Source organism: Sediminicoccus sp. KRV36 (assembly GCF_023243115.1).
In the GTDB taxonomy this organism is placed as follows: Bacteria; Pseudomonadota; Alphaproteobacteria; order Acetobacterales; family Acetobacteraceae; genus Roseococcus.
In genome coordinates, this window is sequence record NZ_CP085081.1 from 1083000 (window position 1) to 1107478 (window position 24479).

A 24479-nucleotide genomic window follows, 5' to 3' on the forward strand; every position below is an offset into this window, starting at 1 on the left:
GGTGCCAGAGGGAGCAAAATCAGAGGCGGCAAAATCAGGGGAGGGCGGCACGGCGTCACGCCTGACGGACCCGCGCTACAAGGCGATCAGCCGGCCCAGCCGGGACGCGGTGGCCCTGCTGCGCAAGCTGCTGCGGCGGCGCCCGGCACCGATCGTCGCGGAAATCGGCGTCGGCATCGGCGCCACCACGCGGGAGCTGGCCCGGCTGCTGAACCACGCCGGTGAGCTGCATCTTTTCGACTACGCCGACGTCTTGGCCACCTTGCTGACCGAGCTGGAGCAGGCCGGCTGGCGCAATGCCGTGGCGCATCCCAATGGCCGCAAGATCTTCGAGAGCTACAGCTGGAGCCTGGCGCAGCTGCTGCGCGGCATGCGGCAGTCCGGCCAGGATGGCGTGTTCGACTTCGTCTATCTCGATGGCGCGCATAGCTGGGGCCATGATGCGCCGGCCGCGCTGGCCCTGGTCCCGCTGCTGCGGCCGGGCGGGGTGCTGCTGCTGGATGATCACCGCTGGACCTTCGCCCAGTCGCCCAGCCTGAACCCCGAACGCCACCCGCCGACGGCGGCGCAATACTCTCAGGAGCAGATCGTGACGCCGCATGTGGCGCTGATCTGCGAGGTGTTCCTCGACCATGACCGGCGGCTGAAGCCGCTGCCGCTGCCACCGCCCGCCGATGGTGGCCCGCCCTTGCGCCGCGCCTATCGGCGGCGGGAGCGCGCCTTGCCGGGGCCGATCGGCGGCGGAACCACCCCCTGACGGGACCTTGGGGCCAGCCCCTTGGGCGCCCCGGCAGGACACCGGTTTCCTGCACCCTCATCCAGGGATGGTTCCGGCATCATCCGCGCCCTCAGCGGATCAGGATCGGCGTCAGCCCGTGCCGCGCCGCGGCCCGCCCCAGCGTGCCATCCGCCCGCATGGCGCCGACGAAGTTGTTGACCTCGCCCAGCCAGGCGGGGTCGTTCATCGGCAGCGCCCAGGCGTAGAGGGTCTCGCCGAAGCGGTCCGGCGGTTCGATCACATGCGCCCAGTCATGCATCAGCACCATGCGGCGGGTGTAGGGAAAGTCGCTCATGAAGACATCGGCGCGGCCGGCCTGGATTTCCGCCTCGCGCGAGCGGGGGGGGGCCACCACCATGAGCTCGGCGCGGCGCAGCGTGCGGCTCATCAGCGGTTCCATGACCGTGCCGGCCGCGACGGCCACCACGGTGCCCGGCGTATCGATATCGGCCCAGTTGCGGATGCGCGGGTTGTTGCGCGTGGTCACGGCATAGACCGGGCTTGCCAGATAGGGCCGGCTGAAGGCGACGCGCTGGGCGCGGGCCGGCGTGATGCCCACCCCCATCATCGCGATGTCGCAATCGCCCGCCTCCACGCGGTCCATGAAGCTGGCGAAGTTGGTCTCGACGAAGGCCAGCCGCACCGAGAGCCGCGCGGCGAGCGCGCGGGCCAGGTCGATATCCAGCCCCTCCAGCTCGCTGTTGCGCGGGTTGCGGAAGGAAATGGCGAAATAATCCGGCCAGATGCACACCCGCAGCTCCCCGCGCGCGCGGATGGCATCGAGGCGGGGGGGCAGGGGGCTGGCCGGCGGAATCGGGGCGGCGGCCGGCGGCGCAGTTGGCGGGGCCGGGCGTATCCCCGCCTGGGACCATGCCTCGCAAAGCGGGAAAAATCCTGCAATAATGGCAAGAGCCATGCGCCTCAACGCCATCCGCAACAGCATTCGCCTCTCCTTTGGCGCGTCCAGCGCTTCGCCGGACGGGGCGGAGCCAGGCGTGCCTGACACCACGCCGCGCCCCAGCCGACTTTACGCCCTTGTCGCGGCACTCGTCATCCTGTGCCTCATGACGGTGTACGGGATTGTGATGTACCGGGGCCAGACCGAGGCGGTGCGCGATGCCGAACGCCTCACGCAATCTGTCGCCGAGGCGCTTGCCGATCAATTAACCCGCGCGATCCAGACCGTGGACATCGTCATGCTCGACCAGGCCGAGCGTGGTGGCCGGTCGGCGGAGGGCTTCGCCGCCCAGCGCTCGAACCTGCTGCGTGACGTCTCCCAGCTGCGCGCCCTGGTGCAGACGGATGCCACGGGCCTGATCACCCTCTCCACCGTCGAGGGGCTGACCGGCCTGAACCTGGGCGACCGGGACTGGTTCCGCGTGCTGCGCCTGACCGGCCAGCAATTGCGCCTGGGCCCGCCCGAGCCGGGGCGCTATTTCGCGACACCCGGCACCCGGCCGATCAGCGAGACGGGGCTGTGGTCCATTCCGCTGGCCCGCGCCGTGCGCAATGCGCGGGGCGAGTTCGAGGGCGTCGTCGTCGCGCTGATCAACCCCGAATATCTCAGTACCATCGCGCGGCAATATGCCGAGGGCTTCGGCGTCACGGTGCGGCTGCATTCCTTCAATGGCGCGCTGATGGCGCGTTCGGATGGCAGCCGGGCGGGAATCGGGCAGATCCATCCCGGCTCCTGGCCCTTCCGCAATTTCCTGCCCCGGCTGGAGCGCGGCAGCTTCGTCGGCACCGACCAGGACAATCAGGAGGTGATGGCGAGCTTCGCCGTGACCCGCCAGGGGCTTTTCGTGGTCGAGGTGGTGCGCGCCCGGGGTGAGGCGATGGCCGCCAATCGCGCGCTGGGCCTGCTGCTCGGCCTGGGTGTCGCGGGGGCGGGGGCCTTCATCCTGATGGCGCTCGGCCTCATGGTGCGCCAGGCGCATCGGCTGCGCGCCCAGGGGCAGCAACTGGCCGAGAGCGAGGCCGCGGCCCGCGCCGGCTCCCGCGCCAAGGAGGATTTCCTGGCCAGCATGAGCCATGAGATCCGCACGCCGATGAACGGCGTCATCGGCATGACGGGCCTGCTGCTGGATACGCGCCTCGATGATCTGCAGCGCCGCTATGCCGAGACGATCCAGAACTCGGCCGAGCATCTGCTGATGGTGCTGAACGACATCCTGGATTTCTCCAAGCTCGAAGCCGGCGCCGTGGAGCTGGAACGCGTGCCCTTCGAGCTGGAAAAGGAGCTGGGCACCATCGTCGAACTCTTTGCCCCCAAGGCGGCGAGCAAGGGGGTGGAGCTGGTGGTGGCCCTGCCGGGCGACATGCCGCGGATCATGGTGGGGGATCCGGGCCGGGTGCGGCAGGTGCTGTTCAACCTCGTCGGCAATGCCGTGAAATTCACCGACCAGGGCTGGATCCAGCTGGATGTGACGCTGGAGCCGCTGGGCCAGCGGCGCGGCTGGCTGATGCAATGCGCCGTGCTGGATACCGGCATCGGCCTGGACCCCGCCCAGGTGCCGCATCTCTTTGAGCGTTTCACCCAGGCCGATGCCTCGATCCGCCGCAAATATGGCGGCACGGGGCTGGGCCTCGCCATCTGCCGGCGCCTCGCCGAGGAAATGGGCGGCGGCATCGAGGCCGGGCCGCGCGACCCGACCAGGCCGCGCGGCGGCGGCAGCCGCTTCACCTTCTCGGCCAAGCTGGGCCAGCCGCCAGGGCCGCTGGAGGCCGCGCCGGCCACGGCGCTGGCCGGGCTGCGGGTGCTGGTGGTGGATGACCTGCCGCTCAACCGCGATATCCTCGCCCGCCAGCTCATCAGCATGGGCGCCGAGCCCTTGCTGGCCAGCGACGGGCGTGAGGCGCTGGCCCTGCTGAGCGATACGGCGGCGCAGGGCCGGCCGGTGCGGGCCGTGGTGATGGACGGGCAGCTGGAGCATGAGCGCGGGCTGGAAGTGGCGCGGCGGATCCGTGCCATGCCGGGCCTGCCGCGCCCGGCCATCCTGTTGTGTTCCTCCGGCGCCTCGCTCGGGCGGGAACAGCCTGAGGAAGGCCTGGTCGAGGGCATGCTGCTGAAGCCCGCCTTGCCGGCCAGGCTGCGCGAGAGCCTGCTGGCGGCGCTGGCCCCCACCGCGGCGCGGCCCGCCGCCCCGGCGGCGGCGGCTGCATCCGAGGCCCCGGAAGGGCCGCTGCAGCGGGTGCTGCTGGTGGAGGACAATGCCACCAACCAGCTCGTCATGAAGACCATCCTGGGCAAGGCGCATTGCCATGTGGATGTGGCCGGCGATGGCGGCGAGGCGGTCCGCATGGCCGGCGCCGAGGCTTACGACGTGATCCTGATGGACCTCCAGATGCCGGTGATGGACGGGCTGGAGGCGACGCGACAAATCCGCGCGACACCCGGCCCCAACCGCCGCACCCGCATCATCGGGCTGACGGCGGCGGTGGGCCCGGTCTTCGAGGCGCAGTGCCGCGCGGCGGGGATGGATGACTATCTGGGCAAGCCCGTGCAGCGCGCCGCCCTGCTGGAACGACTGCGCCAGAAGGTGGGATAGGCCGCCGCCGGCGACCCCCCCGGCGCCAACTTCCCTGGTAGCGAAGCCCGCGGCGCCCTGTTATCCTGGGCATCCCCCCGGCTTTTCCGCACCTCCCCCCACGAGGTCTGGCCCCTATGGCGCGTCAACTTGCCGAGGCTTCCATGAGTGATTCCGCCACCGGCTTCGGCCGTTTCGCGTCGCCAGCTGTCAAGCTCGCCATTGGCCGGCGGGTGAATGAGCTGTTGGGGGTCCTGCTGGGCTTCGCGGGGCTGGCCCTGCTGGTCGCCGTGGGCAGCTATCATCCCGGCGATCCCTCGCTTTCGACCGCGACGAGTGCCGCCACGCGCAACCTCGCCGGCCCGCTGGGCGCCGTGGTGGCGGATGTGCTGTGGCAGAGCTGCGGCTGGGCGGCCTATCTGCCCGGCGCGGTGCTGCTGGGCTGGGCGCTGCGGATGATGACGCAGCGCGGCGTCAGCCTGCTGCCCGCGCGCCTCGTCGCCCTGCTGCTGGCCGCCCCCATGCTGGCCGCGCTGTTTGCGCTGGTCCCGGGCGCCGATGCCGGCGTCGCCGGCCCGCTGCTGGCCGAGGCGCTGCTGCGCGGGCTGGAGAGCGCCTTCGGCCCGCTCGGCCGGCTGACGGCCCAGATGTTGACCGGGGGCCTCGCTGCGGTGCTGATCTATGTGGCGCTCGGCGCCTCGCCCAGCGATTGGCGCCGCGCCGCGCGCGTTACCGCCGATGCGGCCCGTGTCACCGCCGATACCGCGGCGCGCGGCATGGGCGAGGCGGCGGTCTATGGCGTGCGCAAGCGGCATTTGCTGGTGCGGCCCTTCGTGGCGCTGGGCGGGATGTTCCGCCGCCCGCCCCGGGTGGCGCCGGCGGCCGACCTGATGAATGTGCTGCAGGAAGCCGAACGTTCGGCCGCCGCGCCCTTTGTGGCACCGGAAAACCATCCGCCCCAACCCCGCCCGCCCTTGCGTGCCGAGCCCGAAATCCGCCCCGCCCCGCGCAGCACCCCGCGCGTGGCGCCCCCGCCGCGCGGCAAGGCGCCGCTCCCCGAACAGGCCTCGCTCGATCTGCCGGTGGAGGGCTGGCGCACGCCGCCGCTCGATCTGCTGGCGCCCACGCCGCCGCGCGTGGCCGGCGGGCCTTCGGCCGAGGCGCTGCAGGCCAATGCCCGCATGCTGGAACAGGTGCTGAGCGATTACGGCGTGAGCGGCGCCATCACCGAAATCCGCCCCGGCCCCGTCGTCACGCTCTATGAGCTGGAGCCGGCGCCGGGCACCAAATCCTCCCGCGTGATCGGCCTCGCGGACGATATCGCCCGCAGCATGAGCGTGGTCTCGGTGCGCATCGCCACCGTGCCGGGGCGCAGCGTCATGGGCATCGAAATGCCCAATGTGAAGCGCGAGACGGTCTGGCTGCGCGAGATGCTGGCGAGTGAGGAATACCAGCGCAGCAGTGCCGCGCTGCCGCTGATCCTGGGCAAGAATATCGGCGGCACGCCCATCGTCACCGACCTCGCGCGGATGCCGCATCTGTTGATCGCGGGGACCACCGGCTCGGGCAAGTCGGTCGGGATCAACACCTTCATCCTCTCGCTGCTGTTCAAGCACAGCCCGGCGGAATGCCGCTTCATCATGATCGACCCCAAGATGCTCGAACTGAGCGTCTATGACCGCATCCCGCATTTGCTGGCCCCCGTGGTGACGGAGCCGCCCAAGGCGATCGGCGCGCTGAAATGGACCGTGCGCGAGATGGAGCGCCGCTACCGCGCGATGAGCCAGATCGGCGTGCGCAACATCGCCGGCTACAATGAGAAGGTGGCGGCCGCACTCGCCCGCGGCGAGGTCCTGACGCGCCGCGTGCAGACCGGCTTCGACCCCGAGACGAACAAGCCGGTCTTTGAGGAACAGGCGCTGGCCCTGGCCCGCCTGCCGATGATCGTCGTCGTGATCGACGAAATGGCGGATCTGATGATCGTCGCCGGCAAGGAGATCGAGGCCGCGGTGCAGCGCCTGGCGCAGATGGCGCGTGCCGCCGGCATCCATGTCATCATGGCGACGCAGCGGCCTTCGGTGGATGTCATCACCGGCACCATCAAGGCGAATTTCCCGACGCGGATTTCCTTCCAGGTCACCAGCAAGATCGACAGCCGCACCATCCTGGGCGAGCAGGGGGCCGAGCAGCTTCTGGGCCAGGGCGACATGCTGTTCCTGCCCGGCGGCGGGCGCATGACGCGCGTGCACGGGCCCTTCGTGGCGGACCAGGAAGTGGAGCGCATCACCGACTGGCTGCGCGAACAGGGCGAGCCCGACTACGTCGAGGAAGTGACCGAAGTGGAGGAGGATGGCGAGAGCGGGCTCTCCGGCATCGCCGCCGCCTCGGATGCCGACAAATCCCTGTTTGACCAGGCTGTGGATGTGGTGGCGCGCGAGGGTAAGGCGAGCACCAGCTTCATCCAGCGGCATCTGAACATCGGCTATAACCGCGCCGCCAAGCTGATCGAGCAGATGGAGAAGGAGGGGATCGTCAGCCCCGCCAACCATGTGGGCAAGCGCGAGATCCTCGTGCGGCGCAGCACGGAAGATTAAGGGTGCGGCGCAGCGCGGAAGATTGAGGCTGCGGCGCGTGGAGGTGCAGCCGGCTGCTGGAAGGCGCCAGTGATGGGATCGAGGGGCCAGCCCCTCGAGCACCCCGACAGGGTGAAAGCCTGCGTGGTTTTCACAGTTTCCTGCACCTTCGTCAGGGCTTGGATACGTTCATAAATCGAAGATCCAAGAAACCGGGTTTCTTGGTGGGAGAGCACGAGAGGGCAAAGCCCTCTCGTAGTCTCGCCTCCCTCAGCGGCCTGTCAGGCCAGCGCGCCCGCCCTATTCCGCCCGCAGATTGGCCCGCCGCACGATCACGCCCCAGCGCTCCCGCTCGCTTGTCATGAAGCGCCCGAAATCGGCCGGGGTCGGGCTGGTTTCGATCTCCACGCCATTCTCGACCAGGCGCGCACGAATGGCCGGGTCCTCCAGCGTGGCGTTCAGCGCGGCATGCAGCCGTGTGGTCGCCTCGGCCGGGGTGCCGGCCGGTGCCAGCAGCCCGTACCAGGTGGCGCTGTCAATCTCCGGGAAGCCCTGCTCGAGGGAGGTGGACAGCTCCGGCAGGATCGAGGCGCGCTGACGCCCCGCAATGGCGATGGCGCGCAGGCTGCCCGCCGCCAGGAAGGGCAGGAAGGGGGCGGCGGCATTGGTGATCATGTCCACGCGCCCGGCCACCACATCGGTCAGGGCGGGGGCGGTACCGCGGTAATGAATGGGCTCGATCTCGAAGCCGAGGGTGAGGGCGATCATCGCCCCCAGCGCATGCGCCGTGGTGCCCGCACCGGGTGTGCCGAAGGTCAGCGCCGGGTTCTTGCCGCGCGCGAATTCGCGCAACTCGCCCAGGTTGCGGACCGGCACGCGGGGATGGACCGCGATCACATTGGGGGCGGCGCCCAGATAGCCGATCGGGGCAAAGCCGTTCACCACATCATAGGGCACGCGGGGATGCACCAGGCTCGAAATCACGAAGGAGCCGCTGCCGGCCAGCAGCATGGTGCTGCCATCCGGCGCCGCCTTGGCCACCATTTCATTGGCCAGGATGCCGCCCGCGCCGCCGCGATTTTCAACCAGGATGGGCTGGCCCAGCCGGGCGCCCATGCCCTCGGCCAGGATGCGGCCGACAATGTCGTTGCTGCCGCCGGCCGTGAAGGGAATCACCAGCCGCAAGGGGCGCGATTGCGCGAAGGCCAGGCCGGGCAGGGCCAGCAGGCCCCAGGTGGCGCGCCGCTTGATCATGCCCGTTTCTCCTGCGCGTTCCGCAGCAGGGCGAGGCCGCGATACACGCCATGCACCATCTTGGAGTAGGGCATCACCAGGAAGAAGGCGAGGACGAGGCCGAGATGGATGGCCAGCATCACGCCCATGGCCCCGGTATGCCGGATCACCAGCAGCAGCAGCCCGGTGGCGCCGATGAGGAAGAGCAGCGCCAGCATGGCATATTCGCCGCCGAGCAGGCGCTTGGCGACGGGGCCGGGGTCCGTCACCGTCTTCACCCAGAGCAGCCCGGCCGTGCCGAGGCACAGCAGCGCGCCGCCCCAGCTGCCAAGTTGCACGGGCAGGCTGAGGAAGGCATGCGGCGATTTCCAGCCCATGAAGTGATGGTAGAAGGCGCCCGTGGTCGTCGCCGCGAAGCAGAGCATGAAGCCGTAGAACATGGCGTGGTGGAACCAGCGGCGGGTCTGGGCGAAGCTGTCATCCAGGTCGTTGCAGCCATGGCCGCCGCCGCCGAGATTGCGCAGCGTGAGGATGTCCAGAGCGGCCTCGGCCACCGGCGCCACGGTGATCGGCTTTTGGCCCGCGCCTGGCGCCGTGCCGCGCCAATAGCGGACCGCGCCCATCCCCATGGCGAACAGCGCGTAGCCGAAGCTGAGCGAGGCCAGGCCCACCATCAGCCAGTAAGGGATCACGCGGAAGAAGGCGCCCGTGCCGGTTTGCGCGGTATAGAGAATGGCCGGGTCCTGCAGCGCCATGGTCAGCAGCAACACCAGCGTGACGGAGAGGAAGGCGGCCAGCGTCACCAGCGTGCCATTGCGCTCGAAGACGCGGCCCATCGGCGCGGGCCAGGCATATTCGGCGTAGGATTCCGCGCGGATGGTGGCGAAGGTCTCGGGCACATTGATGCCGAAGGGATGCGGCGGCGCGTACTGGCAGGCGTGGTAGCAGCCCTTGCAGGAATGGCACAGGTTGGCGAGGTGCGTGAGATCGCCGGTCGTGAATTCCCGCCGCAGCGTCATCGCCGGAAAGACGGCGCAATAGCCTTCGCAATAGCGGCAGGCATTGCAGATTTCCATCTGCCGCCGCACCTCGATGGTGGCTTCAGTTTCTGACAAGCTTTGATGCCTCCTCACCGGCGATGCGGCCAAACACGGTGCCGATGGTCATGCCGAAGCCGGCCAGATAGCCCTGGCCCAGGATATTGCCGGCCATGATCTCGCCACTGGCGAAGATATTCCCCGAGGGCTTGCCATCGGCCATCATCACCCGCGCGCGTTCATTCACCTTCACGCCCAGGAAGGTGAAGGTGATGCCCGGCGCCAGCGGGTGGCCATAGAAGGGGGGCTGGTCGATGCGCCGCGCCCAATGGCTTTTCGGAATGGCGAGGCCCTCGGTGCGGCAATCATCCAGCTTGTTGCCGTGGAAGGTGCCGGGCTGCACGGCCGCGTTGTATTCCGCCACCACGCCTTCAAGCTTGGCAGCATCCAGCCCGAGCAGCCCCGCGAGTTCGCCGATGCTGTCCGCCTTCATCGGCGGAAACACGCTGGGCAGGTAATTGTGCAGCGCCTGGCTGTCGGTGATGGCAAAGGCGCGCTGGTCGCGCTGCTGCGCGATCAACCGGCCCCAGATGGCGTAGCGCTTGGGCCAGACATCCTCGCCCTCATCGTAGAAGCGCTCCACATCCTTGTTCACGACGATGGAGAAGGGCACGCAATCGAGGCGCATGGCCAGGCCGCCATCCTCCATCGGCGCGCGGGCGTCATTGGCGACGGCGTGGAATTGCGTGGCATCGCCCACCTCCTGGACGCCGTTGGCCAGCATGTCCTTCAGGACACGCCCCTGGGCATAGGGCGTGCCGCGGATCTGGAAGTTGTCGGCCGCATCGCCCCAATATTCGCGCAGCCATTCGCGATTGGCCTGGAAGCCGCCGGCCGAGGCGATGATGGCCTTGCAGCGGATGCGCTCGGGGAAGCCGCGCCAGCTGACGATCGCTTCCCGCGCGAAGCCATCCTCGATGGCGATGTGCTGCACCTCGGTGTCGTAGAGGATGGTGATGCCGAGCTTCTCGGCCGTGCGATACAGCGCATTCACCAGCGCCTTGCCGCCGCCCAGGAAGAAGGCGTTGGTGCGGGAGAGGCTCAGCGTGCCGGAGAGCGAGGGCTGGAACACCACGCCGCAATCGCGCAGGAAACCTGGCGCATGTTCGCTGGCGCGGATGCACATGCGGGCCAGGCCCTCATCCGTGCGGCCGCCGGTGACGCGCAGCAGGTCATCCCAGTATTCCTCCTCGAGGTAGCTCTCGGTGAGGACATCGGTGGGCTTGGGATGCAGGGCGCGCAGGTTGCGGGTGTGGCGGGAATTGCCGCCGCGCATGGCTTTCGGCGCATGCTCGGCGATGATGACGCTGGCACCCGCCTGGGCCGCCGTGATGGCGGCCGACAGCGCGGCATTGCCGCCGCCCACCACCAGAACATCCCACAGCCGCGCGAAATCCACCATGAGCCTGCATATGCGGCGGCGGCCGCGCCTGTCCAGCCGGGCCCTTGGCCGGCGGCCGCGCCTTAAGCGCCGATTCATCATGCCATGCCATAGACCTGCGCTGTTGCAAGGAGAGGCTGATGCGCCACGGGACCAATCGCGCCGGGACGGACCATCCGGCCAGGAGGCCATGAGGCCCGCCATGCAGCACCCCTTGCCCCGCCCCTTGCCCCGCCCCTTGGGTGAGCGCGAACGCTTCGTCGCCTTCGCCTTCGCCGGGGCGGATCTGCTGATCGAGGCGAATGTCGTGGGCGAGATCGCCTTCGCCGCCGGCGCCTTTCGGCTGCGCTTCGGCGCGGCACCCGAGAGTTTCACGGGGCAGGACGTGGCCGGGCTGATCGCCGCCCCGGATCGCGGCAGTTTCGCCGCCGCCCTGGCGCTGATGCCTGAGCGCGGCCGCCTCTCGCCCACCGTCCTGCGGCTGGCCAATCCGGAGCAGACGCCTTTTGTCGTCTCGGGCCTGCATCTGGCGCTGCCGGGGGAGCCGGCGCGGCTCTGCCTGTCCCTGGGGCCTGTTCCGGTGCCGCTCGACGCCGCCGCCCCGCCCACCGGGGCCGCGCTGCTGCGCGAGGCGGAGGCCCGGCTGCGGCGGCCCGGCCCGGCCCCCGGCGCGCTCGGCCTCATCGAGGTGACGGGGTCGCTGACGGCGGAAATGCGCGCGGCCCTCACCGGGCAGCCCGGTGCGATGGCGGCGGAGCTGGCGCCGGGCCGCTACGGGTTGCTGCCCCATGCGGACGGCCATGCCCCCGATATCGCGGGCGTGACGGAGCGGCTGGAGGCGATGCTGACGCGGCAGGGCCAGGGCGGCAGCGTCAGCGGCCGGGTGCTCTCGCTGGCGGCGGAGGGGCTGTCACCCGTGCAGGCCGTGCGCGCGCTGCGCCATGGCCTGGCCACCTTCACCCGCGCCGGCGCCGATGGGCTGCGCGAGGAGGGCTTCGGGGATGGGCTTTCGGGCTTCGTGCGGGAGATCACCCAGCGCGGGGCGGCCCTGCGCCGTGCCATCGCGCAGCGGCGCTTTCACCTGGAGTATCAGCCGATCATCGGCCTCGCGGATCGTGCCCTGCACCATTACGAGGCGCTGCTGCGCCCGGAGCGGGGCCTGCTGGGGCAGGCGGCGGGCCCGCAGGATTTCGTGACCCTGGCGGAGACGGTGGGCCTGACCGAGGAGCTGGACCTCGCCGTGGCCGAGACGGCGTTGCAGGCGGCCACCGGCCTGTGGGGGACGCAGCGCATCGCGGTCAATGTCTCGGGATTGTCCTTGCAGAGCACGGGGTTCCGCGCCGCCTTCTTCGCCCTGCTGGATGCCCACCCCCATGCCGGCCGACGCCTGATGGTGGAGCTGACGGAAAGTGCCGAGATCGAGGATGAGCCCACCGCCGCCGCCATGCTGGAGGCGTTGCGCGGGCGCGGCATTCCGGTCTGCCTGGATGATTTCGGCGCGGGTGCCGCGGCCTTTCGCTACCTCAAGGCCTTCGGCGTGGATTACGTGAAGGTGGATGGCAGCTTCGTCGAGGCGGCGATGCGTGGCGAGCGGGACCGCAGCTTCGTCGCCGCCATGGTGGATCTCTCGGTGGCGGTGGGCGCGCGCGTGGTGGCCGAGCGGATCGAGACGGAGGATACCGCCATGATGATGCTGGGACTGGGCGTGCATCTGGGCCAGGGGTGGCATTTCGGCCGGCCGGGGCCGCTGCCCAAACCGGCACCCGTGGTCGCGGCCCGGCGCGGCGGCCCGCAGGAGAGTTGGAGCTGAAGGGCTTCCCAGGCCCGGCAGAGCGATCTAACGCTGTGGCCCCATGAAGTCTGAACGCGTCATCATCGTGGGGGCCGGCCCGGTGGGCCTGGTCGCTGCCGCTGCCCTGGCCGCCGAAGCCATTTCCGTCGTCATCATCGAGGCCGAGCGGGACCTGCCGGACGGCATGCGCGCCAGCACCTTCCACCCGCCCACGCTCGACATGCTGGAGCGTTTCGGCGTGGTGGAGAGCCTGATCGCCGATGGGCTGATCTGCCCGACCTGGCAGTTCCGCGACCGCGCGCAGGGCCCCATCGCCACCTTCGACCACGCGATGATCGCGGGCGACACGCGCCACCCCTACCGGCTGCAATGCGAGCAATGGCGGCTGACGCGGCTGCTGCGCGAGCAACTGGCCGCGAACCCCGATGTGGAATTCATCTACGACGCCAGGGCCATCGCCGTCGCGCAGCATGCGGCCGGTGTCACGCTGACGCTGGAGCGCCCCGATGGCCATCAGGAGGCGCTGGGCGGCCGCTACCTGATCGGCGCGGATGGCGCGCGTTCCGCGGTGCGCAAAAGCCTGGGCATCGGCTTTGACGGGCAGACCATTCCGGAAATCTACCTCACGCTCTCCACCCCCTTCGCCTATCATGATGCGATGGAGGGGCTGACCAACATCGCCTATATCAGCGACCCGGATGAATGGTTCGTGCTGCTGCGCAACCGCAACCTCTGGCGCCTGCTGCTGCCGACCGACGCGGCCGAGCCGGAGGCGGTGATGCTCTCCGATGCGCGGATCGAGGCGCGCATGCAGCAGGTGCTGCCCCAGGCCGGGCGCTACGAGATCACGCATCGCACCGCCTATCGCGTGCATGAACGCGTGGCGGAGCGTTATGTGGATGGGCGCGTCTTCCTGGCCGGCGATGCGGCGCATGTGAATAATCCGCTGGGCGGCATGGGTATGAATGGCGGCATTCATGACGCGCTGAACCTGGCTGAAAAACTCGCCGCCGTCTGGCGCGGTGCGCCGCTGGAAAGCATGGGCCGCTATGAGCGGCAGCGCCAACGCGTGGCGCTGGAGGTGGTGCAGCAGCAGGCGCTGCGCAACCGCAGCATCCTCAACCAGAAGGACCCCGAGACGCGGCGCGCCTTCCTCGATGACCTGCGCGCGACGGTGGCTGATCCGGTGCGGCACCGCGCGCATCTGCTGCGCACCAGCATGGTGCAGAGCCTGCGTGACCTGGAGAATGTGGAATGACAGCGTCTGATCGGCCGAGCGCCAGCGAGGGCGTGAATCAGCCGCGCCAAGTTTCGTCTGATCGGCCGAGCGCCAGCGAGGGCGTGAATCAGCCGCCCAACAACGAGACCGATGAGGAAATCTACGCCCGCCAGGGCCTCGGCCGCCGCGCCGGGTTTGGCGTGGCGCCGGCGCTGGTCATCGTGGATTACGTGGTGGGCTTCGCCGACCCGTCGCAATTCGGCGGCGGCAATATCGGCCCCGCCATCGCGCAGACGGTGCATCTGCTGGCGCATGCCCGCCGCAAGGGGTGGCCCGTGGCGCATACCCGCGTGGTCTATGCCGAGGATGGCTCCGATGCCGGGGTCTTCACGCTGAAGGCGCCCTCATTGCTCAAGCTGACCGAGCATTCGCCGCTCTCGCAGATCATCCCCGAATTGACGCCGGCACCGGGTGAACTGGTCATCCGCAAGCGCGGCGCCTCGGCGTTTTTCGACACGCATCTGGCGGGCTTCCTGACGATGCGGCGGGTGGACACGCTGATCGTCACCGGCTGCACCACTTCGGGCTGCGTGCGCGCGACCGTGGTGGATTCGCTGCAGCATGATTTCCGCACCATCGTCGCCACCGATTGCGTGGGCGACCGTGCCATCGCCCCGCATGAGGCGAACCTCTTTGACATGGGCCAGAAATACGCGGACCTGATGACCCGCGCCGAGATCGAGGCCCAAGGGTAGTCAGGCGGAGGATAGCACCATGGACAAGACCGAAATCACCGACTGGGCGCTGGCCAATGGCTGGCAGATCATCGCCGGTGCCCCCAGCCTCACCAAGCCCTCGCGGCCGCAGGAGGCGATCGTGCGCCTCGTCCTGAAGGCGACCGTGGTGCATCTGGAAGTGAAGAAGCCGGCCGGCCAGTGGCAGAAATTCGCGGGCCTGGCCTACAGCAAGATCGAGGCGGATTCCGAAGGCGGCATGCCGCTCGGCCTCGGCTTCGAAAACATGCCGGGCTTCACCATGCTGATGCGCGAGAACAAGGACCGCCAGGTGTTTTCCAGTATGCGCTGAAACGCCCTGGACTTGGCCGGCCCCGCATGCCGCAATGCGGAACGGAGGCCCCCCTGATGCGCGCATTCTCCCTGATCCTGCTGGCTGTGCTGCTCCCGTTGTCGGCGCAATCGCAAAGCTTTCCGCAGCGGCAGGTGCGCATCGTCGTGCCCTTCGCGGCGGGGGGATCGGCCGATGTGATGGCGCGCCTCACCGCCCAGGCGCTGGCGGCGCGCTGGAACCAGCCCGTGGTGGTGGAAAACCGCCTCGGCGCCGGCGGCCATGTGGGGGCGGAGCATGTGGCGCGCGGCACGCCCGATGGGCATACGCTGATGCTGGGTAGCATCGGCATCCATGCGGCCAGCAGCGTCTATCGCAACCTGAACTACAATCCGCGCACCGAGCTGGTGGCCCTCACCATGCTCGCCGAATTTCCCAATGTGATCATCGTCCATCCGGCCGTGCCGGCGCAGAACCTGCGCGAATTGGTGGCACTGGCGCGGCAGCGCCCGGGCGAGCTCACCTTCGGCTCGGCCGGCAACGCGACATCCACGCATCTGGCGGGGGAGTTGTTCATGCTGGTCACGGGCGTGCGGCTCATTCATGTGCCCTATCGCGGTTCCTCCCAGGCGCTGAACGACGTGATGGCCGGCAATATCCAGCTGATGTTCGAGAACCTGCCCACCGTGCCGCCCGTGCTGCGCGATGGCCGCGTGCGGGCGCTGGCCCTGACCAGCGCCGCGCGCTCACCCGCCCTGCCCGAGGTGCCGACGGCGGCCGAGGCGGGGGTGGAGGGCTATGTCGCCACCGCCTGGTTCACCATCGCAACCGCCGCCGCCACACCCGCGCCCCTGCTGCAGCGGCTGAACGAGGATTTGCGCGCCGTGCTGGCGAGCCCCGCCCTGCGCGAGCGCTTCACCACGCTGGGCGCCACGCCGATGGGCGGCACCCTGGCGGAGGCCGCCAGCTTCCTCGCCGCCGAGACGGAGAAATGGACGCGCGTGGTGGATGCGGCCGGCATCCGCCTTGACTGAGCAGGCCCGCGTCACGCTGGAGGTTGCGGCCGGCATCGCGCGCCTCACCTTCGATCATCCGCGCCGGATGAATGCCATCACCGGGGCCATGTGGCGCGCCCTGCCTGGCCTGCTGGACCAGGTGGCGGATGACCCGGCCATTCGCGTGCTGCTGCTGCAAGGGGCGGGCGAGCGCGCCTTCTGCACCGGCAATGACATCTCCGAATTCGAGGCGATCCGCGCCGATGCGGCGCAATCGGCCGCCTATAACGCGTGGCAGCGGGACGTGGCGGCGCGCATGGCGGCGCTGGAGAAGCCGGCCATCGCCGCCATCCACGGCCATTGCCTGGGGGCCGGGCTGGAACTCGCCCTGCAATGCGACCTGCGCTTCGCCAGCCCCGAGGCGCGGATGGGCGTGCCGGCCGTGCGCCTGGGCCTGCCCTATCGGCTGGAGGATATCGCCAAGCTGGTGGATGTGATCGGTCTGGCGCAGACGCGGCTGATGGTGTTGACCGGCCGCAGCTTCGCCGGCGCGGAACTGGAACGCATGGGCCTGGTCACCGCCCTCCTGCCGGACCGCGCCGCCATGCTGGACGCGGCCGAGGAAGCCGCCGCCGAGATCGCCGCCGCCGCGCCCCTGGCGCTGCGCGCGGCCAAGGCGGCGCTGTTCGAGATCGCGCGGCGGGACGCGCCGCCCGATCTTGCCCGCGCCCAGGCGCTGGCGGATGCCTGCTATGACAGCCGCGATTATGCCGAGGGCCGCGCGGCCCGGCGCGAGGCCCGGCCGCCCCGCTTCACCGGGCGCTGAACGCCAGGGAGGGCCGGCCACGACGCGCAGCGCGGCCCTGGGTGAAGGCCGCAGCGCGGATCAGCCCATGCCGTCCTGGTGGCCAAGACCCTGGCCCGCGCGCCGCTGTGCCTTGCCCATGCTGAGTGCCAGGCTGAGGGCGAAGACGCCGCCCCCGCCCAGCGCCGCCGCCAGCACGAAGCCCCATTTCAGCAGCGCCGTGCGCGCCTTGGGGTCATCCATCACCTGCATCAGTTGCAGGCCGAAGATGAGCACGCCGATGCTGCCCAGGGTTGTCGCCACGATGCCGAAGCGGCGCATCTTGCGGTTCATGCCTGTCTTCCTCCCGATCGGTCACGCCGGTGCCGCGCCCGGCTTCAGTGAAGTTTGACACCGGGCTCGGCCCTTTGCGAGACCAGCCCCGTCACGGTCCGCCAGAAGGTCGGCGCGCTGCCATGCAGCGCCGTCTGGTGCATCTTGTAGAGCGAGCGATACATCAGCCGCGCGAAATACCCCTCGATGAACATGGATTTTCCCACCAGGAAGCCCATCAGGCTGCCCACCGTGCTGTATTTGCCGAGTGAGACGAGGGAGCCGAAATCGCGATAGACGAAGGGCTCCAGCGGCTTGCCGTCCAGCAGCCGCTCGATCTGGTTGTACATGTGGCTGGCCTGCTGGTGCGCGGCCTGGGCGCGCGGCGGGATGGGCTGGTCCGTGCCCTCCCGCGGGCAGGAGGCGCAGTCGCCCAGCGCGAAGATATTCTCATCCCGCGTGGTTTGCAGCGTGGGCAGCACCCGCAGCTGGTTGATGCGGTTGGTTTCCAGCCCGCCAATGTCGCGCAGGAAATCCGCCCCCTTCACGCCGGCCGCCCAGACGGTGAGTTCGGCCGGCAGCACGCTGCCATCGGCCAGCAGCACGCCATCGGCCCGCACCTCGGCCACGCGCGTGCCCGCATGCACCTCAACCCCCATCTGGGCCAGCAGATCGGCGGTGGCGGCCGAAATCCGCTCGGGCAGGGCGGGCAGGATGCGCGGGGCCGCCTCCACCAGCATGATGCGGATGTCGCGCTCGGGCTGGATGCGGTCCAGCCCGTAGGCGACCACGGCGCGCACGGTGCGGTGCAGTTCGGCGGCGAGTTCCGTGCCCGTCGCACCGGCGCCGATGATCGCCACATGCAATTGCCCGGGGCGCACCGGTTCGGCCTGCGCATTGGCGCGCAGGCAGGCATTCACCAGGCGGCGGTTGAAGCGGCTGGCCTGCTCCAGCGTCTCCAGCGGGATGGCGTGCTGCGCCGCACCCGGCGTGCCGAAATCATTGGTGACGCTGCCGACCGAGATGATCAGCGTGTCATAGCCGAGGCGGCTGGCGGGCGTGATCTCACGGCCCTCATCATCCAGCATGGCGCCCAGCAGGATTTCCTTGGCCTCCCGGTCCAGCCCCACCATCTCGCCATAGCGATAGGTGAAATGGTGCCAATGCGCCTGCGCCAGGTAGTTCAGCTCATGCTGCGTGCGGTCCAGGCTGCCGGCCGCCACCGCATGCAGCAGCGGCTTCCACAGATGCGTGCGGCTGCGCTCCACCAGCGTGACCTGCGCGCGCTTGCCCCGGCCATGCCGATTGCCCAGGCGCGTGGCGAGTTCGAGGCCACCAGCACCCCCGCCGACGATCACGATGCGGTGCGGTTGATCCATGCCCAGGCCCTCTTGTTGCGTCGCCACAATATCGCGCGAAATCGTTGCAGGCAAAAAACATACCGCACGCAACCGAAGGGGCGCATGCTGCGTTTCAAAGGCGATGGGCCCAATCACGCGCCCGGTCCAGGAACCTTCCCCATGTCGCTCGGCACCATCCTCGTCATCCTGCTCATCATCTTCCTGCTGGGGGGCTTCAGCGGCCGCTTCGGTGGCTATGGCTATGGCTTCGGCCATGGCAGCATCGGCGTGCTGGGCGTCGTGCTCATCGTCGTTGTCGTGCTGATGGTGCTCGGGCGCATCTGACGGGGGATGGCTTGCCGCAACCCTTCCTGGTCATACCAACAGGGCTGCGGCTCGCGGTCCGGTTGACGCCGCGCGCGGGGCGGGACGGAGTGGATGGGATCGTGCGGCCCCCCGACGGGGCTGCGTATCTCCAGCTCCGTCTTGCCGCCCCGCCGGTGGAGGGGGCGGCCAATGCGGCCCTCATCGCCTTCCTCGCCAAGGCGCTGGATCTGCGCAAAGCCGACATCACCCTCATCGCCGGGCAGCGCGCCCGGCTGAAGCGCCTGGCGCTGGCGGGCGATGGGCCGGAACTGGCCCGGCGCGTCACCGCCTGGATCGCCCTCTCGACCTGAGGCCCCCCCTCGACCTCATCCCTGGGGCGTGCTTTTCCCAACCCCGCATTCAGGAAAGGGGCAGGAACGTGAGCGACATCTCCATCAATATCGGCGGCGACATCTTCGAGGCCCGCTTCGAGACCGAAGCCGCGCCCAACACCGTGGCCCGCTTCCGCCAGCTGCTGCCCTACCGGGACCGCATCATCCATGTGCGCTGGAGCGGCGAGGCCTGCTGGATCCCGATGGGCGAGCGTGACCTGTCCATCGGCTATGAGAACGCCACCAGCTACCCGGCGCCGGGCCAGCTCATTGTCTATCCGGGCGGCATTCCGGGCGCGGTGAGCGAGACAGAAATCCTGGTGGCCTACGGGCCCTGCTGCTTCGCCAGCAAGGCGGGGCAGCTCGCCGGCAATCACTTCCTGACCATCACGGCGGATCTGGAGCGGCTGGCGAAGGTGTGCCGCTCGGTGCTGTGGGATGGGGCGAAGGATATCGTGTTCTCGGCGAGGTAAGGCCAGGGTTCCACCCTGGACCCGCTGGGGCCATGGGCCCCAGACCCCGGCTCAGCTGAGCGCCTGCTCCGCCTCGCGCACCACTTCGGCCAGGGCGCCCGGCGCGAAGGGCGAGACCAGCCCGGCGCCGCGCGCCAGATCCTGGAAGGGCGCCGAGCCGCCACGGGCACAGAGCGCCACGTAATCATCCAGCGCGGCCTTGGCGTCGTGGCGGGACTTCACCCAGAACTGCATCGCGCAGCACAAGGCCAGCGTGTAATCAATGTAGTAGAAGGGGCTGTTGTAGATGTGCTGCTTGGCCTGCCAGCGGCCGCCCTTGGCCGGGTAGGCCAGGTCCCCGTAGTCGGTCCAGGGCATGTAGCGGCGTTCCAGCCGCTGCCAGATCGCGTGGCGTTCCTCGGGCGTCGCCTCGGGCTTCGCATAGACCTCGTGCTGGAAGTGATCCACGCAGACGCCATAGGGCAGGAAGGCGAGGGAGGTGATCAGGTGCATCCGGCGGAAGCGGTCGGCCGCAGCCTCGCCCACCAGCAGTCCCATCTGCGGATGCGTCAGGAATTCGAGGCCCATGGAGTGGATCTCCGCCGCCTCCATGGTGGGCCAGAGCTGGTCAATGCCTGGCTGATGGCGGCTTTCCCAGCACTGGAAGGCATGCCCCATCTCATGCGTGAAGACGCCGATATCGTGATGCGTGCCGTTGAAATTGGCGAAGATGAAGGGCACGCCCGCGGTCGGGAAGGAGGTGCAGAAACCACCCCCCGCCTTGCCCGGACGGTTCTTCAAATCGAGGAAGCCACCCGCCTGCATGGCCCGGTAGAATTCGCCGAGGCGCGGGTCCATCCGGTCGAACATGGTCTGCGCGGCGGTAACCAGCGTGTCGTGGTCGCCGATGGGTGCCGGGTTGCCTTGCGGGTCGATCAGCGCCTCATCCCAGTAGCGCAGCCTGTCCCAGCCGAACTCCGCGCGGCGGGCTTCGAGCAGCCTCGCGACGAGGGGGACCACATGCTCGGCCACCTGGTCACGGTAGCGGGCCACATCCGCCGCGTCGTAATCCACGCGCCGCATGCGGCGATAGGCGAGGGGGATGAAATTGGCGTCGCCCAGCTTCAACGCCATGCGGTGCCGCAGCTTCACCAGCGCGTCATAGATCTCGTCCAGCTCGGCGCCGTTCTGCGCGAAGAAATTCCAGCGCGCGGCCTCGGCTGCGTGGCGCATGGCGCGGTCCGCATGCTCGGCATAGGGAGCGAGGCCGGAGAGATTCAGCACCTTGCCATCCAGCGGGATCTTCGCCGAGGCGAGCAGCGCGGTGTAGCGCGCGGAGAGGCGTGATTCCTCCTCCAGATCCTCGGTGATTTCGGGGTTGAAGGTGGTGATGTCCGTCTCCCACAGGCGCCGCACATGGGCCCCCACCAGCGCCTCGATGCCGGCGCGGTCGGGGTCACCCAGCAGGCGGCGCTTGATCGCCACCTCATGCCCGGTGGCGACGGGGGCGAGCTTGTCGGCGTATTCGCGCGCGGATTTCGCGGCCGCATCCGTCGTGTCCTGGGCAAAGCGCAGATGCACCAGGGCGCTCCATGTGTCGTAGGTGCGGCGCGCCGTGTCCCACTGCGCGACGGCCGTGGCGCGATCCCCGGCATCGAGCAGGGCCGCGATGGCGGCGAATTCGGCGGCGAGGCTTTCTTCGGTGGGCGTCGGGGCCGTGATGTCCTGGAAACGCATGATCTAGAACTCCGCCATCAGGCGGCCGAAGCCGTCCAGTTTATCCGTGATGCCCTGGGCGCGCAGCGCATGCCACCAGGTGGCGGTGTTGATGGCGATGACGGGCTTGCCCAGCCACATTTCGGCGGCGGCGGCGAGGCGCACCATGGAGAGGTTGGTGCCCACCTGCACGATGGCATCCACGTCATCGCCATCCAGCTCGCGCAGTACGGGCACCAGCTCAGCCGGGGTGACTTCGGCGATGGCGGTCCAGCGCGGGCATTGGAGTGCGCGGTCACGCACCGTGGTGTAGCCCATATCGCCGAAATAGCGGATCACCTCGGCATTCATGCTGGGCCAGTAGGGCGAGAGGACCGCGAGCCGCTTCACCCCGCCATAGGCTTGCAAGGCGGCGTGGCAGGAATGCGAGCCGACGGAGATCTTCAGCCCGCTCACCTCCTCCACGCTTTTTACGAAGCGATCAGCCCCCGTGACGCCATCGAAGAAGGTGACCGCGCTCATGCCCATCACCAGGTAGTCGGGCTTGCAGGTCATTACGCTGCGCACGGCGTCCAGTGTGTTGGCGCCGATCAGCTCGGCCCCGGCGCGGAAGGTCTCGTTGCTGACGGCGTCGGAATCGGGGGTGAAGATGCGGCTGTAATGCGCGGTGACGCCGGGCGGGCGCATCATGTCGAAATCCGGCTGCACCACCGTGTTGGTGGAAGGCCCCATCACCCCGAATTTCGCCCTTGAGCCCAGAACATCGCGCATCACTCTCGCCCCATCGGTTGCAGCGCCGGAGTCTTGCGCCGCGCGGCGCCGCGCACAAGCCGCGCTTGCGAGGTGCCGGGCCGCCGCCTATTGCGGGGCTGAACCCGGAGTGCCGCCATGCCCTTCTCCCGCCGCCTGATCCTCACGGCCCCCCTGCTCCCCTTTGCGGCCCAGGCACAGGAAGCCTGGCCCGCGCGGGGGCCGATCCGCTTCATCGTCCCCGGCCCCGCCGGCGGTGCGGGCGATGTGACGGGCCGGCTGGTGATGGAGCGCGTGGCGGCGCGCATCGGCCAGCAGATCGTGATCGAGAACCGGCCCGGGGCGGGCACCAATATCGGCATGACGGCCGTGGCCCGCGCGGCGCCCGATGGCTATGTGCTGGGCTTGGCCAGCATCGCCAGCCATGCGGTGAACCGCACGCTGTATCGCAGCCTGCCCTTTGATCCCGTGGCGGATTTCGCGCCGGTCAGCCTGATGGCGCTGGTGCCCAACCTGATGGTCATCCCGCCCGGCCTGCCGGTCACGAATGTCACGGAATTCGTGGCCTATGCGCGGGCGCGGCCGGGGCAGATCAATTTCGGCTCGGTCGGCGCCGGTTCCTCGCAGCATCTGGCGGGCGCGCAATTCGCGCAGGCCACGGGGATCGAGATGCAGCACATCCCGTATAATGCGGGCGGGCAGATGAACACGGACCTGATCGGGAACCGCATCCAGGTGCTGTTCCAGTCGGTCAGCGCGGTGGCGGAGCTGGCGCGGGCGGGGCGGGTGCGGCCGCTCGCCGTGACCGGCACCGAACGCGCGCCCGCCTTCACCGATGTGCCGACGCTGCGTGAGGCCGGGGTGGATATTGTCTCGACCGGCTGGTTCGGCGTGGTGGCGCCGGCCCAGACGCCCGCCCCGATCCTGGAGCGGCTGCACCGCGAGACGGTGGCCGCCCTGGCCGAGCCCGGCCTGGCGGCGCGGCTGGTGGCCGGCGGCAGCCTGCCCCGCGCCTCGGCCAGCCGGGCCGATTTCGCGCGCTTCATGGCCGAGGAGACGGCGCGCTGGGCGCCCGTGGTGCGCGCCACCGGCGCCACGGTGGATTGAGCCGTCAGGCCAGGCGCAATTCCCGATAGCCGCCCGCCGCCACCTCATCGCAACGCGCGCGATAGGCCGGCGCGCTGCCGCTGTAGCGCGCGACGACGCGGGTCTGCCGGCCTTCGACATTCTTGTTCACGCCGGTGAACCAGGAATCCACCTCGTTCGAGAGGAGGCCGATGGAGCACTCCATCACATGCGCCATCCATTCGGCCACCGCCTCGGGCCGCGCCTCGGCCTCGGTGAGGTGGTGCGCCTGCATGTGGCGCAGCAGGGCTGTCACCCATTCCACATTGTATTCGATGCTGCGCGGAATATTGCCCAGCGCCGTATGCGGCCCCAGCAGCATGAACATGTTGGGGAAGCCCTCGGCCAGCATGCCGACCAGCGTGCGCGCGCCCTCGGCCCAGGCCTGCCGAAGCGGGAGGCCATCGCGGCCACGGATATCAATCCGGTCAAAGGCGCCGGTCAGCCCGTCAAAGCCCGTCGCGTAGATGATGATGTCGAATGCGAAGTCACGCTCGGTGGTGGAAAGCCCCGTGGGCGTGATGCGCGTGATGGGGGTGGCCTTGCTGTCCACCAGCTCGACATTGGGCTGGTTGTAGACCTCGTAGTAGCGCGTCTCCATCGGCACCCGGCGGGTGCCGAAGCCGTGGTTCTTCGGGATCAGCATCTCGGCGATGCGCGGGTCCTTCACGCGGGCGCGGATCTTGCGGGCGATGAAGTCGGAGATCTCGGCATTGGCGGCCGGGTCCGTGTAGCTGTCGCGGAAATTGCCGACCCAGATGCCGAAGCCGGGCAGCGCGTAGAGTTCCTCGTAGAAGGCCTCACGCTCCGCTTTCGTCACCTCGAAGGTGCCGCGCGGATCGGCGGTGTGGATGAAGCAGGCGAAGGTCTCGGCGCAGCGGCGGAACATCTGGGGGTAATCGGCTTTGATGCGGCGCTGCTCCGCCTCGGTGATGGGGCGGTTGTGCAGCGGCGCGCACCAATTGGGCGTGCGCTGGAACACCGTGAGGTGGCCCGCCGTCTTCGCCACCTCCTGGATGGTCTGCACGCCGGTCGCACCCGTACCGATCACGGCGACGCGCTTGCCCTTGAAATCAATGCCGTCCTTCGGCCAGCGGGCGGTGTGGAAGGACGGCCCCGGGAAGCTCTCGATGCCTTCGATGCGCGGCAGGGTATGGGCCGAGAGCGGGCCGATCGCGGTGATCAGGAAGCGCGCCTGGTGCGTGCTGCCATCGGCCAATGTCACGCGCCAGGCATCACCCGTGCGATGTGCGGATTTCACCTCGGCGTTGAACTGGATGTCGCGGTGCAGATCGTATTTCCCGGCGACGCGCTCCAGGTAGCGCAGGGTTTCAGGCTGCGGGGCGAAATGCTCGGACCAGCTCCATTCCTGGAGCAATTCGGGGTCGAAGGAGAAGCCGTAGGAATAGCTCTCGGAATCGAAGCGCGCACCGGGATAGCGGTTCCAGTACCAGGTGCCGCCCACGCCGGTGCCGGCCTCGAACACACGGACCCGCAGCCCCAATTCCCGCAGCCGGATGAGCTGATACATGCCGGACATGCCGGCCCCGATGATGATGGCGTCGAAATCAGCCATGCGCGGCGCTGGCCTCCTGCTCGGTGAATGCGATGCTGCCTTCGC

22 protein-coding genes are annotated in these 24479 nt (G+C 69.2%); 13 read left to right on the plus strand and 9 right to left on the minus strand.

The features are described 5' to 3' along the window. Window position 1: 1 nt before the first annotated feature. Entirely contained in the window at window positions 2-757 is a 756-nt protein-coding gene (locus LHU95_RS04785) for a class I SAM-dependent methyltransferase (protein ID WP_248710242.1), read from the plus strand. Between the two features lie 91 nt (window positions 758-848). On the opposite strand, the gene LHU95_RS04790 is transcribed toward LHU95_RS04785, so the two are convergent. Continuing rightward, window positions 849-1694 carry an ABC transporter substrate-binding protein gene (locus tag LHU95_RS04790; RefSeq protein WP_248710243.1) on the minus strand — a complete coding sequence of 282 codons (846 nt, stop codon included), beginning with the start codon at window positions 1692-1694 and terminating at the stop codon, window positions 849-851. On the opposite strand from LHU95_RS04790, the gene LHU95_RS04795 reads away from it, so the two are divergent. Both LHU95_RS04795 and LHU95_RS04800 read left to right on the plus strand, forming a co-directional pair. Further along, the gene (locus LHU95_RS04795) at window positions 1693-4326 is read left to right on the plus strand and encodes a response regulator (protein ID WP_248710244.1); all 2634 of its coding nucleotides are present in this window, start codon (window positions 1693-1695) and stop codon (window positions 4324-4326) included. The two genes, LHU95_RS04790 and LHU95_RS04795, sit on opposite strands and share 2 nt — an antisense overlap. Before the next feature lie 143 nt (window positions 4327-4469). Next, complete coding sequence (locus LHU95_RS04800) at window positions 4470-6899, plus strand: DNA translocase FtsK (RefSeq protein ID WP_248710245.1); 2430 nt, start codon at window positions 4470-4472, stop codon at window positions 6897-6899. A gap of 279 nt (window positions 6900-7178) precedes the next feature. On the opposite strand, the gene LHU95_RS04805 is transcribed toward LHU95_RS04800, so the two are convergent. The 3 genes from LHU95_RS04805 to tcuA are packed head-to-tail and all read right to left on the minus strand — an operon-like array spanning window position 7179 to window position 10610. Beyond that, complete coding sequence (locus tag LHU95_RS04805; RefSeq protein ID WP_248710246.1) at window positions 7179-8132, minus strand: tripartite tricarboxylate transporter substrate-binding protein; 954 nt, start codon at window positions 8130-8132, stop codon at window positions 7179-7181. Next, complete coding sequence (gene tcuB, locus LHU95_RS04810) at window positions 8129-9226, minus strand: tricarballylate utilization 4Fe-4S protein TcuB (protein WP_248710247.1); 1098 nt, start codon at window positions 9224-9226, stop codon at window positions 8129-8131. The genes LHU95_RS04805 and tcuB overlap by 4 nt, the downstream gene beginning before the upstream one ends. Further along, a complete protein-coding gene (tcuA, locus tag LHU95_RS04815; RefSeq protein WP_283094289.1) occupies window positions 9213-10610 on the minus strand; it encodes an FAD-dependent tricarballylate dehydrogenase TcuA in 1398 nt (465 codons plus the stop codon). Before tcuA ends, tcuB begins: the two co-directional genes overlap by 14 nt. A gap of 181 nt (window positions 10611-10791) precedes the next feature. Between tcuA and LHU95_RS04820 the strand changes: the two genes are divergently transcribed. From LHU95_RS04820 to LHU95_RS04845, 6 genes are read left to right on the plus strand one after another with little or no spacing between them, the layout of a single operon-like run. After that, window positions 10792-12399 carry an EAL domain-containing protein gene (locus tag LHU95_RS04820; RefSeq protein WP_248710248.1) on the plus strand — a complete coding sequence of 536 codons (1608 nt, stop codon included), beginning with the start codon at window positions 10792-10794 and terminating at the stop codon, window positions 12397-12399. A gap of 43 nt (window positions 12400-12442) precedes the next feature. Beyond that, window positions 12443-13639, plus strand: a complete 1197-nt coding sequence (locus LHU95_RS04825; RefSeq protein ID WP_248710249.1) for an FAD-dependent monooxygenase — start codon at window positions 12443-12445, stop codon at window positions 13637-13639. Beyond that, window positions 13636-14355: an isochorismatase family protein gene (locus LHU95_RS04830; RefSeq protein WP_248710250.1), complete on the plus strand. Its 720-nt coding sequence runs from the start codon at window positions 13636-13638 to the stop codon at window positions 14353-14355. The genes LHU95_RS04825 and LHU95_RS04830 overlap by 4 nt, the downstream gene beginning before the upstream one ends. A gap of 19 nt (window positions 14356-14374) precedes the next feature. Next, window positions 14375-14686, plus strand: a complete 312-nt coding sequence (locus LHU95_RS04835; protein WP_248710251.1) for a hypothetical protein — start codon at window positions 14375-14377, stop codon at window positions 14684-14686. A gap of 56 nt (window positions 14687-14742) precedes the next feature. Next, window positions 14743-15699, plus strand: a complete 957-nt coding sequence (locus tag LHU95_RS04840; protein ID WP_248710252.1) for a tripartite tricarboxylate transporter substrate binding protein — start codon at window positions 14743-14745, stop codon at window positions 15697-15699. Next, window positions 15692-16486, plus strand: coding sequence for an enoyl-CoA hydratase-related protein (locus LHU95_RS04845; RefSeq protein ID WP_248710253.1), 795 nt, complete (start codon window positions 15692-15694; stop codon window positions 16484-16486). Before LHU95_RS04840 ends, LHU95_RS04845 begins: the two co-directional genes overlap by 8 nt. Window positions 16487-16546: 60 nt before the next feature. Here the strand turns inward: LHU95_RS04845 and LHU95_RS04850 are convergent, their stop codons facing one another. Continuing rightward, complete coding sequence (locus LHU95_RS04850) at window positions 16547-16798, minus strand: hypothetical protein (protein ID WP_248710254.1); 252 nt, start codon at window positions 16796-16798, stop codon at window positions 16547-16549. 44 nt (window positions 16799-16842) lie between these two features. Continuing rightward, window positions 16843-18156, minus strand: coding sequence for an NAD(P)/FAD-dependent oxidoreductase (locus tag LHU95_RS04855; RefSeq protein ID WP_248710255.1), 1314 nt, complete (start codon window positions 18154-18156; stop codon window positions 16843-16845). A gap of 141 nt (window positions 18157-18297) precedes the next feature. On the opposite strand from LHU95_RS04855, the gene LHU95_RS04860 reads away from it, so the two are divergent. The 3 genes from LHU95_RS04860 to LHU95_RS04870 all read left to right on the plus strand — a co-directional run bounded on the left by LHU95_RS04860 (window position 18298) and on the right by LHU95_RS04870 (window position 19288). After that, entirely contained in the window at window positions 18298-18462 is a 165-nt protein-coding gene (locus tag LHU95_RS04860; protein ID WP_248710256.1) for a DUF3309 family protein, read from the plus strand. A 101-nt stretch (window positions 18463-18563) separates the two neighbouring features. Further along, the gene (locus LHU95_RS04865) at window positions 18564-18794 is read left to right on the plus strand and encodes a DUF167 domain-containing protein (protein ID WP_248710257.1); all 231 of its coding nucleotides are present in this window, start codon (window positions 18564-18566) and stop codon (window positions 18792-18794) included. Between the two features lie 68 nt (window positions 18795-18862). Next, entirely contained in the window at window positions 18863-19288 is a 426-nt protein-coding gene (locus tag LHU95_RS04870) for a DUF3830 family protein (RefSeq protein WP_248710258.1), read from the plus strand. Between the two features lie 51 nt (window positions 19289-19339). Here the strand turns inward: LHU95_RS04870 and LHU95_RS04875 are convergent, their stop codons facing one another. Next, complete coding sequence (locus LHU95_RS04875) at window positions 19340-21004, minus strand: M3 family oligoendopeptidase (protein WP_248710259.1); 1665 nt, start codon at window positions 21002-21004, stop codon at window positions 19340-19342. A 3-nt stretch (window positions 21005-21007) separates the two neighbouring features. Then, window positions 21008-21754 carry an arylmalonate decarboxylase gene (locus LHU95_RS04880; protein WP_248710260.1) on the minus strand — a complete coding sequence of 249 codons (747 nt, stop codon included), beginning with the start codon at window positions 21752-21754 and terminating at the stop codon, window positions 21008-21010. A gap of 117 nt (window positions 21755-21871) precedes the next feature. On the opposite strand from LHU95_RS04880, the gene LHU95_RS04885 reads away from it, so the two are divergent. After that, entirely contained in the window at window positions 21872-22840 is a 969-nt protein-coding gene (locus LHU95_RS04885) for a tripartite tricarboxylate transporter substrate binding protein (RefSeq protein WP_248710261.1), read from the plus strand. A 4-nt stretch (window positions 22841-22844) separates the two neighbouring features. On the opposite strand, the gene LHU95_RS04890 is transcribed toward LHU95_RS04885, so the two are convergent. After that, window positions 22845-24434, minus strand: coding sequence for an NAD(P)/FAD-dependent oxidoreductase (locus LHU95_RS04890; protein WP_248710262.1), 1590 nt, complete (start codon window positions 24432-24434; stop codon window positions 22845-22847). Window positions 24435-24479: the final 45 nt, after the last annotated feature.

Excerpts from the sequence above, each read along its gene's own strand:
- LHU95_RS04795 (WP_248710244.1), top strand. The coding sequence starts at position 1,693 with ATGCGCCTCAACGCCATCCGCAACAGCATTCGCCTCTCCTTTGGCGCG.
- LHU95_RS04790 (WP_248710243.1), bottom strand. The coding sequence starts at position 1,694 with ATGGCTCTTGCCATTATTGCAGGATTTTTCCCGCTTTGCGAGGCATGG.
- LHU95_RS04800 (WP_248710245.1), top strand. The coding sequence starts at position 4,470 with ATGAGTGATTCCGCCACCGGCTTCGGCCGTTTCGCGTCGCCAGCTGTC.
- LHU95_RS04805 (WP_248710246.1), bottom strand. The coding sequence starts at position 8,132 with ATGATCAAGCGGCGCGCCACCTGGGGCCTGCTGGCCCTGCCCGGCCTG.
- tcuA (WP_283094289.1), bottom strand. The coding sequence starts at position 10,610 with ATGGTGGATTTCGCGCGGCTGTGGGATGTTCTGGTGGTGGGCGGCGGC.
- LHU95_RS04820 (WP_248710248.1), top strand. The coding sequence starts at position 10,792 with ATGCAGCACCCCTTGCCCCGCCCCTTGCCCCGCCCCTTGGGTGAGCGC.
- LHU95_RS04825 (WP_248710249.1), top strand. The coding sequence starts at position 12,443 with ATGAAGTCTGAACGCGTCATCATCGTGGGGGCCGGCCCGGTGGGCCTG.
- LHU95_RS04830 (WP_248710250.1), top strand. The coding sequence starts at position 13,636 with ATGACAGCGTCTGATCGGCCGAGCGCCAGCGAGGGCGTGAATCAGCCG.
- LHU95_RS04835 (WP_248710251.1), top strand. The coding sequence starts at position 14,375 with ATGGACAAGACCGAAATCACCGACTGGGCGCTGGCCAATGGCTGGCAG.
- LHU95_RS04840 (WP_248710252.1), top strand. The coding sequence starts at position 14,743 with ATGCGCGCATTCTCCCTGATCCTGCTGGCTGTGCTGCTCCCGTTGTCG.
- LHU95_RS04850 (WP_248710254.1), bottom strand. The coding sequence starts at position 16,798 with ATGAACCGCAAGATGCGCCGCTTCGGCATCGTGGCGACAACCCTGGGC.
- LHU95_RS04855 (WP_248710255.1), bottom strand. The coding sequence starts at position 18,156 with ATGGATCAACCGCACCGCATCGTGATCGTCGGCGGGGGTGCTGGTGGC.
- LHU95_RS04860 (WP_248710256.1), top strand. The coding sequence starts at position 18,298 with ATGTCGCTCGGCACCATCCTCGTCATCCTGCTCATCATCTTCCTGCTG.
- LHU95_RS04875 (WP_248710259.1), bottom strand. The coding sequence starts at position 21,004 with ATGCGTTTCCAGGACATCACGGCCCCGACGCCCACCGAAGAAAGCCTC.
- LHU95_RS04880 (WP_248710260.1), bottom strand. The coding sequence starts at position 21,754 with ATGCGCGATGTTCTGGGCTCAAGGGCGAAATTCGGGGTGATGGGGCCT.
- LHU95_RS04885 (WP_248710261.1), top strand. The coding sequence starts at position 21,872 with ATGCCCTTCTCCCGCCGCCTGATCCTCACGGCCCCCCTGCTCCCCTTT.
- LHU95_RS04890 (WP_248710262.1), bottom strand. The coding sequence starts at position 24,434 with ATGGCTGATTTCGACGCCATCATCATCGGGGCCGGCATGTCCGGCATG.